Source organism: Lutibacter agarilyticus (genome assembly GCF_900188235.1).
Classification (GTDB): Bacteria; Bacteroidota; Bacteroidia; order Flavobacteriales; family Flavobacteriaceae; genus Lutibacter; species Lutibacter agarilyticus.
In genome coordinates, this window is the sequence record NZ_FZNT01000002.1 from 406,735 (window position 1) to 422,888 (window position 16,154).

Here is a 16,154-nt window from a genome sequence, read left to right on the forward strand (position 1 = left end):
AGATACTAAACATTTATGTTGATTTATAATTTACAAACTTGTTCAGCAAAAGCAGTAACTTTTTCCCAATTGGTGTATTCAATTTTGGTGTTTTTATCAGTTGGACCTTTGGTCATCCACATAATAAATTGAATCATAATTCTATCAAAACGCTTATATTTTTTATAATCTAGCATCCCTGCAAAAACAGTTTTCATAGTTGGCTTCCAATCGTTTTTTTTGAAGAATTTAATTACATACGGATTGGTATTTGCCTCGTTTTTTTCAGGCTTTCTAGCCACTAAATTTACCGAGAAAAAAGCAGTTTTAATCGTGTCAAGTTGGTCTTTGTTTGCATTTATAAAAGCTATTATTTGTTCGTTATGTACACCGTATCTAATGCTCGATCCAATAATTATTTTATCATAATCAGTTATTTTTTTATTGAACTCTTCAATAGAAAACAGGTCAATAGCAACATTGTTTTCCTTAAAAACAGTAACAATGGTATTGCATATTTTTAATGTTTGACCATCAATGGTTGCATACAAAAGAGCAGTTTTAGTAGCCATATAAAAAATGTGCTAGAGTTTAGTTAGCAGCACTCTAAAATTAATAAATTATATAGCTGTTTTGTATGATATATGTCAACTAAAATGAAAGTAAAAAGCATAAAAAAAGCGCACCTAACAAGGAGCGCTTTACTTTCTAAAAAGTTTTAAATAATATACTTATATTACTTTTACATTTACTGCGTTTAAACCTTTTTTACCTTCTTTAAGTTCAAATTCTACTGCGTCACCTTCTCTAACTTCATCAATTAGTCCTGAGATGTGAACAAAATAATCTGTGCTTGATCCGTCTTCAATGATAAATCCAAAACCTTTAGATTCATTGAAAAATTTTACTGTACCTTTTTTCATTGTTAAATAATAATATTATACTACAAAGGTAGTATTATTTGAATTGAATGCACATTTTTATTGAAAAAAATTGAAAATCAGTGTTTAATCCACTAATTCAGTCAATTTTTTAAAGATTTTTTTAGGGTTTTTATTTTGATATAAAATAGCATATACAGCATTTATTATGGGTGTATTGGCAGGGTTTTCTTCGTTTAATAAATACGCACTTTTTGAAGCATAGTAGCCTTCAGCAACCATACTCATTTCCATCATGGCGCTTTTAACAGTGTATCCTTTACCAATCATATTACCAAACATTCTGTTTCTACTAAATATAGAATATCCAGTAACCAATAAATCACCTAAATAGGCTGAATTATTAATGTTTCTCTTCATTTTATGGCGTTTTTTAATAAAACGTTTCATTTCACGAATTGAATTTGACATTAATACTGCTTGAAAATTATCTCCATAGCCCAAACCGTGTGCAATTCCAGCAGCAATTGCAAAAATATTTTTTAACATGGCAGCATATTCAATACCAATTATATCGTCAGAAGTTTTTGTTTTGATATAATGACTCGATAAATAGTTGCTCATTAACTCAGCTTTATCTAAATCTCTACAAGAAATTGTTAGGTACGATAATCGTTCCATAGCGACTTCTTCTGCGTGGCAAGGACCTGAAATTACCCCAATATTGCTAAACGGAATATTTAATTTTTGGTTGAAATGCTCACCAACTATCAATCCGCTTTCAGGAATAATTCCCTTAATTGCTGAAAAGATAATTTTTGAAGAAAAATCTACGGTAATTAAATCTAATTCTGTTTTTATAAATGCTGAAGGAATGGCGAAAATTAAAATATCAGCATAGCTAACGGTTTCATTTATATCGCTAGATAAAAGAAGTTTATTTACATCAAATTCCGCCGAACTTAAATAATTAGGATTGTGTTCGTTTTCTTTTATATAATCTATGGCACTCTGACTTCTCAAGTACCATCCAACTTCATCTAAATTTTCACAGAGCATTTTTACAATTGCAGTAGCCCAACTTCCTCCTCCAAAAACGGCAATTTTAGGGTGTTTACTCATGATATATTACTTTTTATGGGGTAAAAGTAACTATTTTACACAAATAGCGCTCTTAAAATTTAGTTATAATATTTTCAATGTTTCCTAAGTACGATTTTCCAAAGAGGTTTAAATGCACTAATAGTGGATACAAATTGTAAAAGTTATTCCGAAGGTTAAAACAAGGTGCTAACGGTAAAATTTCTTGATAATTATGATAAAATTCTGTAGAAAACCAACCAAATAGTTGCGACATAGCAATGTCCATTTCTCTATGCCCATAATACACTGCAGGATCAATTAAAACTGCTTTTTCGTTATTTGAGCATATAAAATTTCCGCTCCATAAATCACCATGTACAGCACTTGGTTTTTCTACAGGGAAAATAGCTGGTATTTCAGCATACAACTCTTCAAATTGTTTTAAATGTTTTTGTTGAAGTTTGTTAGTTTCAAATGCTAATTTTACTTGAGGATTTAATCTGTTTTCAATAAAAAAGTCTGAAAAGGTTTCACAATAATTGTTTTTTTGAAATAATTCTCCAATAGAATTAGAATGATCTAATCCAAATTTAGTATTGGTTTGTTGGTGTAAATTTGTCAATTGTTCTGCAAAGTTTCTCCAAAAATTAGCAGTTTTTTCTCCATTTTCAACCCATTCTAATACCAAAAATATGTCATTTTCAAAATTTCCTTCAAAAATAATTTCAGGAACTAAAGCATTGTTTTTTTCTAAAAACTGCAATCCTAAAACTTCCTCTTTAAAACCATTTTTAAAAATAGTAGCTGAGTTTAATTTTACAAAAAATGTGTGTGTAGTTGTACTTACTTTATAAGTTTCATTAATAGAGCCACCACTAATAGTTTGCCAGTTAAAATTACTCTTAGTTGATGTATAGTTTTGTAAAAGCTGTTCTATATGTTGTTGAAGTCGTAATTTCATAACCGAAAAATACAATATAATTCAATAAAATTTAAATGTTGTATTCCATCAATACTTTTGTACTTTTATCCAGTTAATTTTATGCACTTTTGAGCACACTTAAACGATTTTTTCAAGATACTGTTATTTATGGAATTGCCGCAGTTTTACCGCGCGTAATTAATTTTTTATTAGTACGTGTTCATACGGATGCGCTTGCTGCAGATAAGTATGCTGTAAATAGTGATTTTTATATTTGGGCAGCACTTTTTGCTGTGTTGCTAACCTTTGGTATGGAAACCGCTTTTTTTAGGTTTTACAATACCGAAAAGAAAAAGGATGCTATTGTTGCTACTACTTTTATAAGTATGTTGGTGGTTGCTGTGCTTTTTGTAGTGTCAATAGGTGTTTTCTTCGACTTTTTTCAGCAATTTTTAGATTTTGAAAATAATCCGTTACGCCTAAAATTATTTATCGGAATTTTAGCATTAGACACCATTTCTATGGTGCCATTTGCCTATTTACGCGTCACCAACCGTCCCATAAAATATGCGGTTATAAAACTGATTAACGTAGGTGTGATTGTTTTGGTTAATTTATTGTTTTTAAGATATATACCTATCTTTTTAGAAGAAGGAGTTGGGTTTCCAGCATTTTTTGAAAACGCCTACAATAGTACTTCAAAAGTTAATTTTATTTTTATTGCCAATATTTTAGGAAGTGCCATTTCATTTATATTATTACTACCGTATTTATTGAAATTTAAATTCCAGTTTGATGTTCAATTGTTGAAGAAAATTTTAGCTTACAGTTGGCCAATTATGGTGGCTGGATTGGCTTATGTAATTAATGAAAATTTAGATAAATTTTTAATAAAACGAATGATTGGAGCTTATGAAATGGGAATTTATAGTGCGTGTTATAAATTGGCCATTTTTATGAATTTATACATTATGGCCTTTAGATTGGGTGCTGAACCGTTCTTTTTTAACCAAGCTTCTAAAAAAAATGCCAAGAATACGTATGCTTTAATTATGAATTATTTTGTAATTATTGGCGCGTTGGTCTTCATTGGAATTGTTGGGTATATTGATATCTTAAAGCATTTCATCAATTCAAATTATTGGGGAGCTTTAGCTATTGTTCCAATTGTATTATTGGCCAATTTATTTTTAGGAATTTATTATAATTTAGCCATTTGGTATAAGCTAACCGATAAAACACGTTACGGAATGTATTTCTCTATTATAGGAGCCGTTATTACCATTGTTTTAAACGTTTGGTTAATTCCGGTTACTGGTATTATGGCTGCTGCTTATGCAACCTTAATTGCGTATGCGAGTATGACTGTTGTATCTTATATAATTGGTAAAAAACATTATCCTATCAATTATAACCTTCAAAAAATAGCCATTTATTTAATTGCATCAGTGGTTATTTGTTGGGTTTCATTTAATTATTTTAGAGGTAATTTTTGGGTTTCCACTTTGTTAATTACTGGTTTTTCAGCAATTATTTATTTCAAAGAAAAAAAGGATTTATTGGCAATATTTAATAAAAAATAATATGAAAAACTGGGTTGCATGTTTCTTGTTTTTTTTACTCAGTTCTTTGTTATTTGGTCAGGAAACTGCTGTAAGAACACACACAGCAACTTCTAATGTTTCAATTATTGAAAAGGTATTTGTTATTCCAGAATTAAATTCAATCTCGCATAAAATTTGGGTGTATCTACCGCCTGATTATGTAACGTCTTCAAAAAAATATCCTGTAATTTATATGCACGATGCTCAAAATTTATTTGATGCAGCAACTTCGTACAGTGGTGAATGGGAAGTTGATGAAAGTTTGAATAAATTATTTAACAAAACAGGTAAAGGTTTTATTGTTGTTGCGGTTGAAAATGGGGGTGATGAACGCATTAATGAATACACTCCTTGGCTACATAAAAAATACGGTGGAGGTAAAGGCGATTTGTATATAAATTTTATTGTAAATACCTTAAAACCGTATATTGATGCAACATACCGAACAAAACCTCAGCAAAAATTTACGGGATTAATAGGAAGTTCTTTAGGTGGATTAATTTCATATTACGGTGGACTGAAATACCCAAAGGTTTTTGGTAAAATTGGTGCTTTATCTACTTCTTTTTGGTTTTCAAATGAAGTTGTTATTTTTACCAATAAAAAAGGAAACTTAAACAAGGTAAAATTAATTTTATTAGTTGGTGAAAAAGAAGGTGAAGATGTAGTTTTAGATACCAAAAATATTGAAAAACAATTGCTAGAAACAGGTTTCAAATCAAAAAATTTAAAAACTAAAGTCAATCCTGAAGGCCAACATAATGAAGCCTTTTGGAAAAGTGAATTTTCAGAAATTGTACAATGGCTTTATAACATTCAATAACTATGCAAATACAAATTATCAACAAATCAAAACACGAATTACCTAGTTACGAAACCATTGCTTCCGCAGGAATGGATTTACGTGCTAATATTTCAGAAGCAATTACATTAAAACCTTTGGAACGTACTATTATAAAAACAGGCCTGTTTATTGCTTTGCCTGTTGGTACCGAAGCGCAGGTGCGACCGCGTAGTGGTTTGGCAGCTAAAAAAGGAATTACAGTATTAAATGCGCCAGGAACTGTAGATGCAGATTACAGAGGTGAAATAGGGGTGATTTTAGTGAATATTTCTAATGAAGATTTTGTGATAAATGATGGTGAACGCATTGCGCAGTTGGTAATTGCAAAACATGAACGCGCCGAATGGGATGTTGTTGAAGTGTTAAGCGAAACTGAACGTGGCGCTGGCGGATTTGGTTCTACTGGAGTCTAAAAAACTGAATAAAAAAACCTAACAGGTTTTTAAAATCTGTTAGGTTTAGTATTAAAATATCTATAAAACCCTAGATAGTTTAGGATAACGAGTTTGAATTACAAGGCGGTAATAGCGTTGTTAATTCTGTCAATAGTTGCTTGTTTTCCAATCATTTCAGCAATATCAAAAAGGTGAGGACCTTTCATAGCTCCTACTAAACTCAATCTAAAAGGTTGCATTACTTTTCCAAAACCAATTTCTTTTGAAGTAATCCATTCCTTTACAATAGTTTCAATATTTTGAGAATTAAAATCTTCAATACCATCTAAAATAGCAACTAATTCTTGCATTAAAGCAGGTGTATCTTCTTTCCATTGTTTTTTTGAAGCTTTTGCATCGTATTCAGTTGGGTTTTCAAAAAAGAAATTACTTAAATCCCAAAAATCAGCTACAAACGTAGCGCGTTCTTTAATTAAAGAAACCACTTTTTCAGTATATTCTTTTTCTACAACAATTCCTTTTTCTGTTAAAATTTCAGCAAATAATTCGGCCAATTCAGCATTGTTTTTTTTCATCATATATTGCTGATTGAACCATTTTGTTTTATCAGGATCAAAACGAGCTCCAGATTTATTAACTCTACCTATGTCAAAAATAGCGCTTAGCTCTTCAATGCTAAATAATTCTTGTTCTGTGCCAGGATTCCATCCTAATAAAGCTAAAAAGTTAACCACCGTTTCGGCGAAATAACCATCTTCTTTATAACCTCTAGAAATAGCACCTGTTTCTTCATTTTTATAAGCTAAAGGAAATACTGGAAAACCTAACTTATCACCATCACGTTTGCTTAATTTACCTTTTCCTACTGGTTTTAAAATTAAAGGTAAATGAGCAAATTCAGGAGCATCCCATCCAAAAGCTTCGTATAAAGCAATGTGTAGTGGGAGTGAAGGCAACCATTCTTCACCACGAATTACGTGGCTAATTTCCATTAAATAGTCATCAACAATATTTGCCAAATGGTAGGTTGGCATTCCATCACTTTTAAATAAAATTTTATCATCTAAAATTTCTCTTTTAAAGCTCACATTTCCACGTATCATATCAGTTGAGGCAATTACAGCTTCTTCACCATGAATTATGGGTTCGTACATTTTAAAGCGTACTACATATTTTTCGCCATTGGCAATTCGCTGTGCAACTTCATCTTTAGTGAGTGTTAACGAATTGGTTAATTTTTCTCTGTTGTGCCAGTTGTAAATAAATGTTTTTCCTTTTTCTTCGTGATCTTTTCTGTGGAAATCTAACATTTCAGCAGTGTCAAAAGCGTAATAAGCTTTTCCGTTCGCTATTAATTCTTCAGCGTATTTCTTGTAAATTTCTTTACGTTCTGATTGACGATACGGTCCAAACTTTTCATTTTTACCTGGTCCCTCGTCAAAAGGAATATTACACCAATTTAAGGCGTCAATTATATATTGTTCTGCATTGGCAACATAGCGTGTTTGATCGGTATCTTCAATACGTAACACAAATGTACCATTGTGTTTTTTTGCAAATAAATAATTAAAAAGTGCAGTTCTTACACCGCCAATATGTAATGGTCCTGTTGGACTAGGAGCAAAGCGTACTCTTACGTTTTCCATTTTCTGAATAATTTTAGAGTGCAAAGATAATTTAACCAAAGTAATTAGGAAGTTTTAACGCAAAAAAAGGTTGTAATTTATTACAACCTTTTAAAATCTGCCCAATTTCGATTTTAGTGTCCTTTCATATTAAAAAGGTTATGTTTTGGGGACAACTAGTGTTTTTAATGAAAAACTCTATTGGTTCTCTCTATTTGAGTTTCTTGTGGTGAGTTTGACATTACTTTATTAAGTACAAATAAATTTAAAATAAATAACACAGCGAGTATTAAACCTATAATTAGTAATTTAATGTTTTTAAAATAAAGAATTTTTTTTAGTGTCATAATGATGAAATTTATAAAGTGTAAAGGTAAGAAAGCATCCAATTTTAGGATAAGGTAAAACCCTACTTATTTGGGGGGATATTTCCCCTTTTTTATTTTTTATAGCTTATAATAAAAGTTTAACTTTAGCCATCATTAAAAAATAACTATTTATGAAAATAATTACTTCAGAAGAAGCAAAAAAATTAAATGAAAATTTTATAAAAATTAAAGGTAAAGCACTTGATAAAATTGTTGAAAAAGAAACAGGTAAACCTAAAGAGAAAGATGCTATTTCCTCTTGGTTTTCATTAGACGAATTAAAAGAATACATTGCCTATGTTGAAGATCAAGGTAAAGAAAAAGACATTAATGTAAACGGTTTAAGAATTTATTTTGGATCGTATAGCAATAATGAAAAAAATAAAGAGAAAAAAGGATTGTCAACCGTATTTTTAGTGCCAACACAAGCTAAAGTAGGTGCGCTACAAAAAGATGGATTGACAAGAATTGAAGCACCATCTGATATTACGGATATTGATGGCATGAATTCAGGTGGTTTAGGTCAACCTCCAAGTGCAATTTATCCTCAGTAATAAACATTTTTCAAAAAACTCTTTATATTGGCTTTTCCTTCTGGTTCATTTTGTAGGTAACGCTTTTGGGATGAATTTCAACAAACTTTACTTTTAAAATTACTTATGTGGTTATATATATATCCTTTAATTTATTTTATTACAATATCAGTCGGATTTGTTTATTATCATAAATTTAAACAAGATGTAGCCTTAATGTTTTTTTTAGGGTTTTTAATTTATTCTTTTTTTACAGAGGTAATTGGAAACTATTGTGGACGTATTTTAGGTATAAATACCTTTTATATATATAATCTGTGGCATATAGTAAACCACTTATTTTATATGATTTTCTTTTTGTACTTAATGAAGGGCACTTTTAAGGGTAACCTTTTGAAATGGCTATTGGTTATTTACATAATTATAGTCTCTATCGATATTATTTTTATTGAAAATTTTATAACACAGGGACTTATTAATATAATGATAATTGGTAGTTTATTTGTTGTAATCTCAGTAATGTTATTTTTTATTGAATTAATAAATAGAGATGAAATATTAGAAATTCAGAAAACATTAGTCTTTTGGATAGCTATAGGTGTTTTGTTGTTTAATATTGGCTTTATTCCAATAATAATTATTGCTGAATTTATAGCTTATAGAGGTATATTTAGTTATATCATTTTAACGTTAAATATAATTATGAGTTTTTGCTTTATCACCGGTTTTATAGTAAGTAAAAAGGAATGTAATTAGTAATTTATGGAACAAACTGAAATACAACTATTGGTTTTTGTAACCACCATTATTGTTCTAATATTGGCTATCACACTAATTGTTTTCTTTTTCTATTTTCAACAAAAAAAGACCGCTTATTTAATAAAACAACGCGAAACTCAAAAGCGTTTTCAAGAAGAAATTAACAAATCTAGGTTAGAAATTCAGGAGCAAGCATTGCAAAATATAAGTTGGGAAATTCATGACAATGTTGGTCAGTTACTTTCTACAGCTAAAATGCAATTGAATATGGTGCAATTTTCCTTGCCCGAAGAAAATCAAGAAGGTATTCAGGAAACAGGAGATCTTATTGGAAAAAGTTTACAAGAACTTAGAGGTTTGGCAAAATCTTTAAATCCTGAAACTATAAAAAACAAAGGCTTACTAACTTCAATAACACAAGAAATTGAGCGTTTCAATCGTTTAAACTTTATAAATGCTTCTATTGAAGTTTCTGAAGATTATTACGATTTAAACAATGAAAAAGAAATTATTTTATTCCGAATCTTACAAGAATTTTGCAATAACACCTTAAAGTATTCTAAAGCTAAAAATTTGAACATAGTATTTAATTATTATAAAGACAACGTATTTATTGTAGCCGAAGATGATGGTGTTGGTTTTGATGTGAATGATACTTCAAAACACAAGGGAATTGGTTTGACTAATATGAAGAACAGAGGAGAGTTGATAGGTGCAACCATTGAATTAAAATCAGATATCAATAGCGGAACTAAATTATATATTAATTGCCCAAAATAATACCAATGAAAAAAATAGATGTAATAATAGTAGACGATCATATGTTATTTTCTCAGGCACTAAATAGTTTGGTGTCTAAATTTGATGAGTTTAACGTTATTAAAGTACTAAATGATGGCGCTGAAGTAGTTGATTATTTTAAAAACAACAATCCTGAACCCGATGTTATTTTAATGGATATTCAAATGCCTATTATGAATGGTATTGAGGCTGCCAATTGGTTAAAAAATAACAGACCTACTATGAAAGTAATTGCACTTTCTATGGAATGTGAAGAAGAAACAATTTTAGCAATGTTACGCGCTGGTGCTAAAGGATATTTGTTAAAAGATATTCATCCTTCGGTTTTAAAACATGCCATTAATGAAGTACATACCAACGGTTTTTATTATACCGAAAATGTTACAAGTACTTTACTTAATGCCAATACTTTGGGTCTTAATAAATCTAATATTGTTTTAAAAGATCGTGAATTAGAATTTTTGAAATTAACTTGTTCAGAATTAACGTATAAACAAATTGCCGAAAAAATGTTTTTAAGTCCTAAAACTGTTGAAAATTATAGAGAAGCTTTATTTGAAAAATTAGAAGCAAAAACACGTATCGGACTAGTTTTATACGCAATAAAGCAAAAGATAGTTATACTGTAATCAATTTTCGTTATTTTTAACCGTTCTATGGCTATAAAAATAACAACTTGAGTAATTATACATTTATACAAAAAAAACTTCATCAATTCATTCGTAAATATTATGTTAATGAATTGATTAAGGGTGTTTTATTGTTTTTTTCAATTGGGTTGTTGTATTTTATGTTTACACTGCTTGTTGAACACTTTTTTTGGCTAAAACCTACCGCCCGAACCATTTTATTTTTATTGTTTATTAGTGTTGAAGTAGCTTTAGTTGTTTTTTATATTTTGTTACCCATTTTTAAATTATGGGGTTTTCAAAAAGGAATTAATGATATTGAAGCTTCTAAAATAATTGGAAATCATTTTCCTGAGGTTAAGGATAAGTTATTGAATATGATTCAGTTACGGAATAATAAGTGCGATTCTGAATTAATAGAAGCTAGTATTGAGCAGAAATCCAGTGAGTTAAAACTAATTCCGTTTAAACGCGCTGTTGATTTTTCAACCAATAAAAAATACATTAAATATGCTTTAATACCTGTTGTTATTTGGTTGTTTGTGTATGTTTCGGGTAATACTACCATTTTTAACGAAAGTTTTTCAAGAGTGGTTCATTATCAACAGCAATACCAACCACCTGCTCCATTTTCTTTTCAGGTGTTAAACGCATCTTTTGATGTGATAGAAGGACAGCCTTTTACGTTAGAAGTTCAAACAGTTGGTGATGTAATTCCTAGCGATGCTAAAATATATTTCAACAATGAAAATTATTATTTGGAAAACTTAGGGTTTGGAAAATTTCAACATACATTTTCAAGCATTAATCAATCCTTCTTTTTTTATATTGAAGCAAATGGCGTTGTTTCTAATGCTTATAAAATTAATGCAATTGCCACACCTGTAATTACCAATTTAACTATGGTTTTAAATTACCCAGCTTATACAGGTAAAACTAATGAAGTCATAAAAAATACGGGAAATGCAATTGTTCCGCAGGGAACAAAAATAGATTGGCAAATAAATACTCACCAAACAAATCAAGTTTCATTTATTACAAAAGATGCTGTAATTAACTTCAATAAATCAACCAACGATTATTTTAGTTTTAGTAAGCGAATTTTTAAAACTGAGCACTATAAAATCAATACCTCAAACAGTCAATTAAAAAATCATGAATCATTGGCTTTTTCGGTGGAAGTAATTCCAGATGAATTGCCAACTATTTTGGTTAAGTCAGATATTGATTCCATTACACGTGGACCAGTTCAATTTGTAGGGCAATTAAGCGACGATTACGGAGTTGAAAAATTGCAATTAGTGTATTATGATAAAAACCACCCAAAATCACATAAAACACATCAAATAAATATTGTTAAAAGCTTATTTACAGACTTTTATTATGTTTTTCCTGAAGAAATTCAATTAGATGAAGGTGTGGAGTATGAGTTTTATTTTGAAGTGTTTGATAATGATCGTATTAATGGAAGTAAAAAATCTAAAAGTCAAAAATTTAGTTATTATACAAAGACAGAAAAAGAAGAAAATATTGCCTTGTTGAAAGAGCAAAAAGCAACCATTAATAGTATTTCTAAATCTCTTGAAAAGTCAAAAAGAGAAAATTCTGAATTAAAAAAGTTTCAAAATGAATTACAGCAAAAAGCTGATATCAATTGGAATGATACAAAAAAGTTAGAAGAGTTTGTAAAGCGTCAAAATCAATATCAAGAAATGTTTGAAAATCAAACCGAACAGCTTCAAGAAAATTTAAAGGATAAAAAAGTAGGTGAAGATTTAGTTGAGAAAAAGCAAGCACTTCAAAAAAGAATTGAAGAAACCAAACAACTCGCCAAACAAGAAAAATTATTGGATGAATTAAATAAGCTAACCGAAAAAATTGAAAAAGAGGATTTGGTTGATAAATTAAAAGATATTGCCAAAAAAAATAAACGAAACGAACAAAGTTTAGAACGAATTTTGGAATTAACTAAGCGGTTTTACGTTGAGCAAAAAGCAAATCAAATTTCTAAAAAATTAAAAGATTTAGGAAAAGAAGAGGAGCAACTTTCTAATGAAACTGAAGCGCTTAATTCACCAGAAAAGCAACAGGAGATTAATAAACAATTTGAGGGTATTAGAAAAGAGTTTGAAGAGTTGAATGAAATGAATGACGATTTAAAACGTCCTATGGATATTCCTAATGATGAAGATAAACTTAATGAAATTTCAGAAGATTTGGAAAAGGCTTTGGGTGAGTTGAAGCAAAATAATAATAGTAACGCTAAAAAAAGTCAGAAAAAAGCTTCAAAAAACATGCAAAAATTAGGCAAATCTATGGAGTCTTCTATGATGCAAATGGAAGGTGAAATGATAGATGAAAATATTGAAGATTTACGTAAAATTGTAGAAAATTTAATTGAGTTTTCTTTTCATCAAGAAACACTAATGGATCGTTTTTCTGGAAGTGATTTAAATAACGCAACATTTCCCGAGAGCATTAAAGAACAATATATATTAAAAGAATATTTTGAACATATTGATGATAGTTTGTATGTTCTGTCTTTGCGTTTGGTAACTATGGGGGTGAGTATTCAGAAAGAGGTTTCTAATGTGCATTACAGTATGGATAGTTCTCTAGAAAATTTTTCTGACAATAGGTTTGAACAAGGAATTTCCAATCAACATTTCGCATTAACTTCAGTAAATATTCTGGCAAATCAATTAAGTGATTTGTTAGAGAGTTTAATGAATGCTTCTGCAAGTATGGGGAAGGGTAAGGGTAAAGGTTCTAAGCCTGGTTTTGTGTTGCCTGATATTATTAAGAAGCAAGGTGAATTATCTGATCAAATGAAGAAAGGTTCTGAAAAAGGTAATAAACCAGGTGATAACAACCCTGGAGAAAATGGAATAAAACTAGGTGAAAGTAGTGAAGGAATGGGTGAGGAAATGAATGGTGAATTATATGAAATATACAAAGAGCAGGCAAAGTTAAGGCAAGCTTTGGAGGAAATGCTTGGCGATAAAAAAGGAGGTTCTAAAGGCGGAAGTGATGATGTTTTAAAGCAAATGCAAGATTTGGAAAAAGAAATGCTAGAGCAAGGTTTTACAAAAAATATTGCAGATAAAATGCTGCAATTACAGTATGAACTTTTAAAATTAGAGGATGCCGAATTAAAACAAGGGGAGGAAAAAGAACGAAAATCTGAAACAAATATTCAAACTTTTGAACAACGTGCTATTCAAAAATTAAAACTTCAAAATCAGTATTTTAATTATAATGAAATATTAAACAGACAATCATTACCTTTGCGCACTATTTATAAAAAGAAAGTACAGGAGTATTTTAAAACTGTTCAATAATATTATGATTCAATTTAATTACGAAATAGACTATAAATTAGAAGATGAAAAAGACACAGTAGCTTGGATTTCTAACTGTATTCAGTCTTATGGTTTTACAGAAGGAGAAATTAATTACATTCTTTGTGATGACGAATATTTGCTAAAATTAAATATAGAGTTTCTAGGGCACGATACTTTAACTGATATTATTAGCTTTGATTATACATTAGGGAAGTTAATTAGTGGTGATATTTTCATTTCTGTTGAAAGAGTACTTGAAAATGCTTTAAATTTAAATCAATCATTTGAAAATGAATTAAATAGGGTGATGATTCACGGTATTTTGCATTATTGTGGTTTTAAAGATAAGTCTGATGACGAAAAAGCTACAATGCGTGCAGAAGAAGACAAATGTTTAAAGTTGATAATTTCTTAATTAACGTTCCACGTGGAACACAATATGTTTATTTATGTTTAATACTGTTTATGATGTTATAGTTGTTGGTGGTGGTCATGCGGGTAGCGAAGCTGCTGCAGCAAGTGCTAATATGGGTGCAAAAACATTATTAATAACAATGAGTTTGCAAAACATTGCGCAAATGAGTTGTAACCCTGCAATGGGTGGAATTGCAAAAGGGCAAATAGTTCGAGAGATTGATGCGCTTGGTGGTTATAGTGGTATTGTTACCGATGAAACTGCTATTCAATTTAAAATGTTGAACAAATCTAAAGGTCCTGCCATGTGGAGTCCAAGAGCTCAGAGTGACCGTATGCGTTTTGCTGAAACTTGGAGAAATATGTTAGAGCATACTGAGAATGTGGATTTCTTTCAGGATATGGTAAAGGGTTTGTTGTTTGATGGTGATAAAATTGTTGGTGTGAAAACTACCTTAGGAATTGATATTAAAGCGAAGGCTGTTATCATTACCGCAGGTACTTTTTTAAATGGTTTAATCCATATTGGAGATAAAACTTTTGGTGGAGGTAGAGCGGGTGAAAGTGCTTCTGTAGGGGTTACTGAAGATTTGGTAAAAGTTGGTTTTGAAGCGGGTAGAATGAAAACAGGTACACCTCCAAGAGTTGACGGAAGATCGTTAGATTATTCTAAAATGATTGAACAACCAGGCGATGATAATCCTGAAAAGTTTTCTTATTTGTCAAGTACAAAACCGTTGGCTAATCAACGTTCTTGTTATATGAGTTATACTTCTTTAGAAGTGCATGATTTACTCAGAACAGGCTTTGATCGTTCTCCAATGTTTAATGGCAGAATACAAAGTATTGGACCTAGATACTGTCCTTCTATTGAAGATAAAATTGATCGTTTTGCATCTAAAGAAAGGCATCAAATTTTTGTTGAACCAGAAGGTTGGAATACTGTTGAGGTGTATGTAAATGGTTTTTCAACTTCGTTGCCTGAAGATGTTCAGGATAAAGCATTACGTAAAGTTGCGGGTTTTGAAAACGTGAAATTTTTCAGATATGGTTATGCTATTGAATACGACTTTTTTCCACCTACACAATTACAGCATACGCTAGAAACCAAATTGATTAAAGGATTGTATTTTGCTGGTCAAATTAACGGAACAACTGGTTATGAAGAAGCAGCTGCACAAGGTTTAATGGCGGGTATCAATGCTGCGTTAAAAATTCAAAATAGAGCCCCTTTTATATTGAAAAGAAATGAAGCTTATATTGGAGTTTTGATTGATGATTTAATCACAAAAGGAACTGAAGAGCCATATAGAATGTTTACGTCACGTGCTGAATATAGAACTTTATTGCGTCAAGATAATGCTGATTTAAGATTGACACCTTTGTCGTTTGAGATTGGTTTAGCGTCAAAAGAACGTATGGATCGTGTGATAGAAAAACAACGTAAAACAGATTTATTCGTGAAGTTTTTAATTGAGACTAGTGTAAAGCCTGAGGTGATAAATCCTATTTTAGAAGACAACAAAACGGCGCCTGTTACACAGTCTATGAAGATGTTTAAAATTGCAGCACGTCCTCAATTGAACTTTCAAGACTTGCAAAGAATACCTTCTGTTGCTGAATTTATTTTGGTGGAAAATATAGATAATGAAATTATAGAACAGACTGAAGTGCATGTAAAATATGCGGGATATATAGAGAAAGAAAAGAATCAAGCGGATAAATTAAATCGTTTAGAAAATGTATCTATTCCACCTAATTTTGATTATCATAAAGTCGCTTCGTTGTCTATTGAAGCGCGTCAGAAATTAACCAAGATTAAGCCAATTACTATTTCACAGGCAAGTAGAATTAGTGGAGTTTCACCAAGTGATATTTCTGTTTTGTTAGTGTATATGGGGCGATAAGTTTTATGTGTTCCACGTGGAACATGTGATTTTTAATTTAAAAGTTGAACAGCGTATTATTGAAAT

The 16,154-nt window shown here is 30.4% G+C and carries 15 protein-coding genes; 10 read left to right on the forward strand and 5 right to left on the reverse strand.

Going from position 1 to position 16,154, the window contains the following annotated elements; genetic code table 11:
* Positions 1–23: 23 nt before the first annotated feature.
* The 4 genes from hemG to CHB67_RS04520 all read right to left on the reverse strand — a co-directional run bounded on the left by hemG (position 24) and on the right by CHB67_RS04520 (position 2,904).
* A complete protein-coding gene (gene hemG, locus CHB67_RS04505; RefSeq protein WP_089380545.1) occupies positions 24–551 on the reverse strand; it encodes a menaquinone-dependent protoporphyrinogen IX dehydrogenase in 528 nt (175 codons plus the stop codon).
* Positions 552–710: 159 nt separating this feature from the next.
* Complete coding sequence (locus CHB67_RS04510; protein ID WP_089380546.1) at positions 711–902, reverse strand: cold-shock protein; 192 nt, start codon at positions 900–902, stop codon at positions 711–713.
* A gap of 84 nt (positions 903–986) precedes the next feature.
* The gene (locus CHB67_RS04515; RefSeq protein WP_089380547.1) at positions 987–1,982 is read right to left on the reverse strand and encodes an NAD(P)H-dependent glycerol-3-phosphate dehydrogenase; all 996 of its coding nucleotides are present in this window, start codon (positions 1,980–1,982) and stop codon (positions 987–989) included.
* Between the two features lie 52 nt (positions 1,983–2,034).
* On the reverse strand, positions 2,035–2,904 hold the full coding sequence (locus CHB67_RS04520) for a fructosamine kinase family protein (RefSeq protein ID WP_089380548.1): 870 nt from the start codon (positions 2,902–2,904) through the stop codon (positions 2,035–2,037).
* An 89-nt stretch (positions 2,905–2,993) separates the two neighbouring features.
* On the opposite strand from CHB67_RS04520, the gene CHB67_RS04525 reads away from it, so the two are divergent.
* The 3 genes from CHB67_RS04525 to dut are packed head-to-tail and all read left to right on the forward strand — an operon-like array spanning position 2,994 to position 5,726.
* The gene (locus tag CHB67_RS04525; RefSeq protein ID WP_089380549.1) at positions 2,994–4,448 is read left to right on the forward strand and encodes an oligosaccharide flippase family protein; all 1,455 of its coding nucleotides are present in this window, start codon (positions 2,994–2,996) and stop codon (positions 4,446–4,448) included.
* A gap of 1 nt (position 4,449) precedes the next feature.
* Positions 4,450–5,292: an alpha/beta hydrolase gene (locus CHB67_RS04530; RefSeq protein WP_089380550.1), complete on the forward strand. Its 843-nt coding sequence runs from the start codon at positions 4,450–4,452 to the stop codon at positions 5,290–5,292.
* A 2-nt stretch (positions 5,293–5,294) separates the two neighbouring features.
* Positions 5,295–5,726: a dUTP diphosphatase gene (gene dut, locus CHB67_RS04535; protein WP_089380551.1), complete on the forward strand. Its 432-nt coding sequence runs from the start codon at positions 5,295–5,297 to the stop codon at positions 5,724–5,726.
* A gap of 98 nt (positions 5,727–5,824) precedes the next feature.
* On the opposite strand, the gene gltX is transcribed toward dut, so the two are convergent.
* Positions 5,825–7,354 (reverse strand): glutamate--tRNA ligase, encoded by a 1,530-nt coding sequence (gltX, locus tag CHB67_RS04540; protein WP_089380552.1) that lies wholly within the window; start codon positions 7,352–7,354, stop codon positions 5,825–5,827.
* 478 nt (positions 7,355–7,832) lie between these two features.
* On the opposite strand from gltX, the gene CHB67_RS04545 reads away from it, so the two are divergent.
* From CHB67_RS04545 to mnmG, 7 genes are all read left to right on the forward strand, one after another.
* The gene (locus CHB67_RS04545; RefSeq protein WP_089380553.1) at positions 7,833–8,255 is read left to right on the forward strand and encodes a hypothetical protein; all 423 of its coding nucleotides are present in this window, start codon (positions 7,833–7,835) and stop codon (positions 8,253–8,255) included.
* A 105-nt stretch (positions 8,256–8,360) separates the two neighbouring features.
* On the forward strand, positions 8,361–8,990 hold the full coding sequence (locus tag CHB67_RS04550) for a hypothetical protein (protein WP_089380554.1): 630 nt from the start codon (positions 8,361–8,363) through the stop codon (positions 8,988–8,990).
* A 6-nt stretch (positions 8,991–8,996) separates the two neighbouring features.
* Complete coding sequence (locus tag CHB67_RS04555; RefSeq protein WP_089380555.1) at positions 8,997–9,773, forward strand: sensor histidine kinase; 777 nt, start codon at positions 8,997–8,999, stop codon at positions 9,771–9,773.
* A 5-nt stretch (positions 9,774–9,778) separates the two neighbouring features.
* The gene (locus CHB67_RS04560; RefSeq protein WP_089380556.1) at positions 9,779–10,423 is read left to right on the forward strand and encodes a response regulator transcription factor; all 645 of its coding nucleotides are present in this window, start codon (positions 9,779–9,781) and stop codon (positions 10,421–10,423) included.
* A 47-nt stretch (positions 10,424–10,470) separates the two neighbouring features.
* Positions 10,471–13,764 carry a DUF4175 family protein gene (locus tag CHB67_RS04565; RefSeq protein ID WP_141119678.1) on the forward strand — a complete coding sequence of 1,098 codons (3,294 nt, stop codon included), beginning with the start codon at positions 10,471–10,473 and terminating at the stop codon, positions 13,762–13,764.
* Between the two features lie 4 nt (positions 13,765–13,768).
* The gene (gene ybeY, locus CHB67_RS04570; RefSeq protein ID WP_089380558.1) at positions 13,769–14,182 is read left to right on the forward strand and encodes an rRNA maturation RNase YbeY; all 414 of its coding nucleotides are present in this window, start codon (positions 13,769–13,771) and stop codon (positions 14,180–14,182) included.
* A gap of 34 nt (positions 14,183–14,216) precedes the next feature.
* The gene (gene mnmG, locus CHB67_RS04575; RefSeq protein ID WP_089380559.1) at positions 14,217–16,088 is read left to right on the forward strand and encodes a tRNA uridine-5-carboxymethylaminomethyl(34) synthesis enzyme MnmG; all 1,872 of its coding nucleotides are present in this window, start codon (positions 14,217–14,219) and stop codon (positions 16,086–16,088) included.
* Positions 16,089–16,154 lie beyond the last annotated feature (66 nt).

Excerpts from the sequence above, each read along its gene's own strand:
- hemG (WP_089380545.1), bottom strand. The coding sequence starts at position 551 with ATGGCTACTAAAACTGCTCTTTTGTATGCAACCATTGATGGTCAAACA.
- CHB67_RS04510 (WP_089380546.1), bottom strand. The coding sequence starts at position 902 with ATGAAAAAAGGTACAGTAAAATTTTTCAATGAATCTAAAGGTTTTGGA.
- CHB67_RS04515 (WP_089380547.1), bottom strand. The coding sequence starts at position 1,982 with ATGAGTAAACACCCTAAAATTGCCGTTTTTGGAGGAGGAAGTTGGGCT.
- CHB67_RS04520 (WP_089380548.1), bottom strand. The coding sequence starts at position 2,904 with ATGAAATTACGACTTCAACAACATATAGAACAGCTTTTACAAAACTAT.
- CHB67_RS04530 (WP_089380550.1), top strand. The coding sequence starts at position 4,450 with ATGAAAAACTGGGTTGCATGTTTCTTGTTTTTTTTACTCAGTTCTTTG.
- dut (WP_089380551.1), top strand. The coding sequence starts at position 5,295 with ATGCAAATACAAATTATCAACAAATCAAAACACGAATTACCTAGTTAC.
- gltX (WP_089380552.1), bottom strand. The coding sequence starts at position 7,354 with ATGGAAAACGTAAGAGTACGCTTTGCTCCTAGTCCAACAGGACCATTA.
- CHB67_RS04545 (WP_089380553.1), top strand. The coding sequence starts at position 7,833 with ATGAAAATAATTACTTCAGAAGAAGCAAAAAAATTAAATGAAAATTTT.
- CHB67_RS04550 (WP_089380554.1), top strand. The coding sequence starts at position 8,361 with ATGTGGTTATATATATATCCTTTAATTTATTTTATTACAATATCAGTC.
- CHB67_RS04555 (WP_089380555.1), top strand. The coding sequence starts at position 8,997 with ATGGAACAAACTGAAATACAACTATTGGTTTTTGTAACCACCATTATT.
- CHB67_RS04560 (WP_089380556.1), top strand. The coding sequence starts at position 9,779 with ATGAAAAAAATAGATGTAATAATAGTAGACGATCATATGTTATTTTCT.
- ybeY (WP_089380558.1), top strand. The coding sequence starts at position 13,769 with ATGATTCAATTTAATTACGAAATAGACTATAAATTAGAAGATGAAAAA.
- mnmG (WP_089380559.1), top strand. The coding sequence starts at position 14,217 with ATGTTTAATACTGTTTATGATGTTATAGTTGTTGGTGGTGGTCATGCG.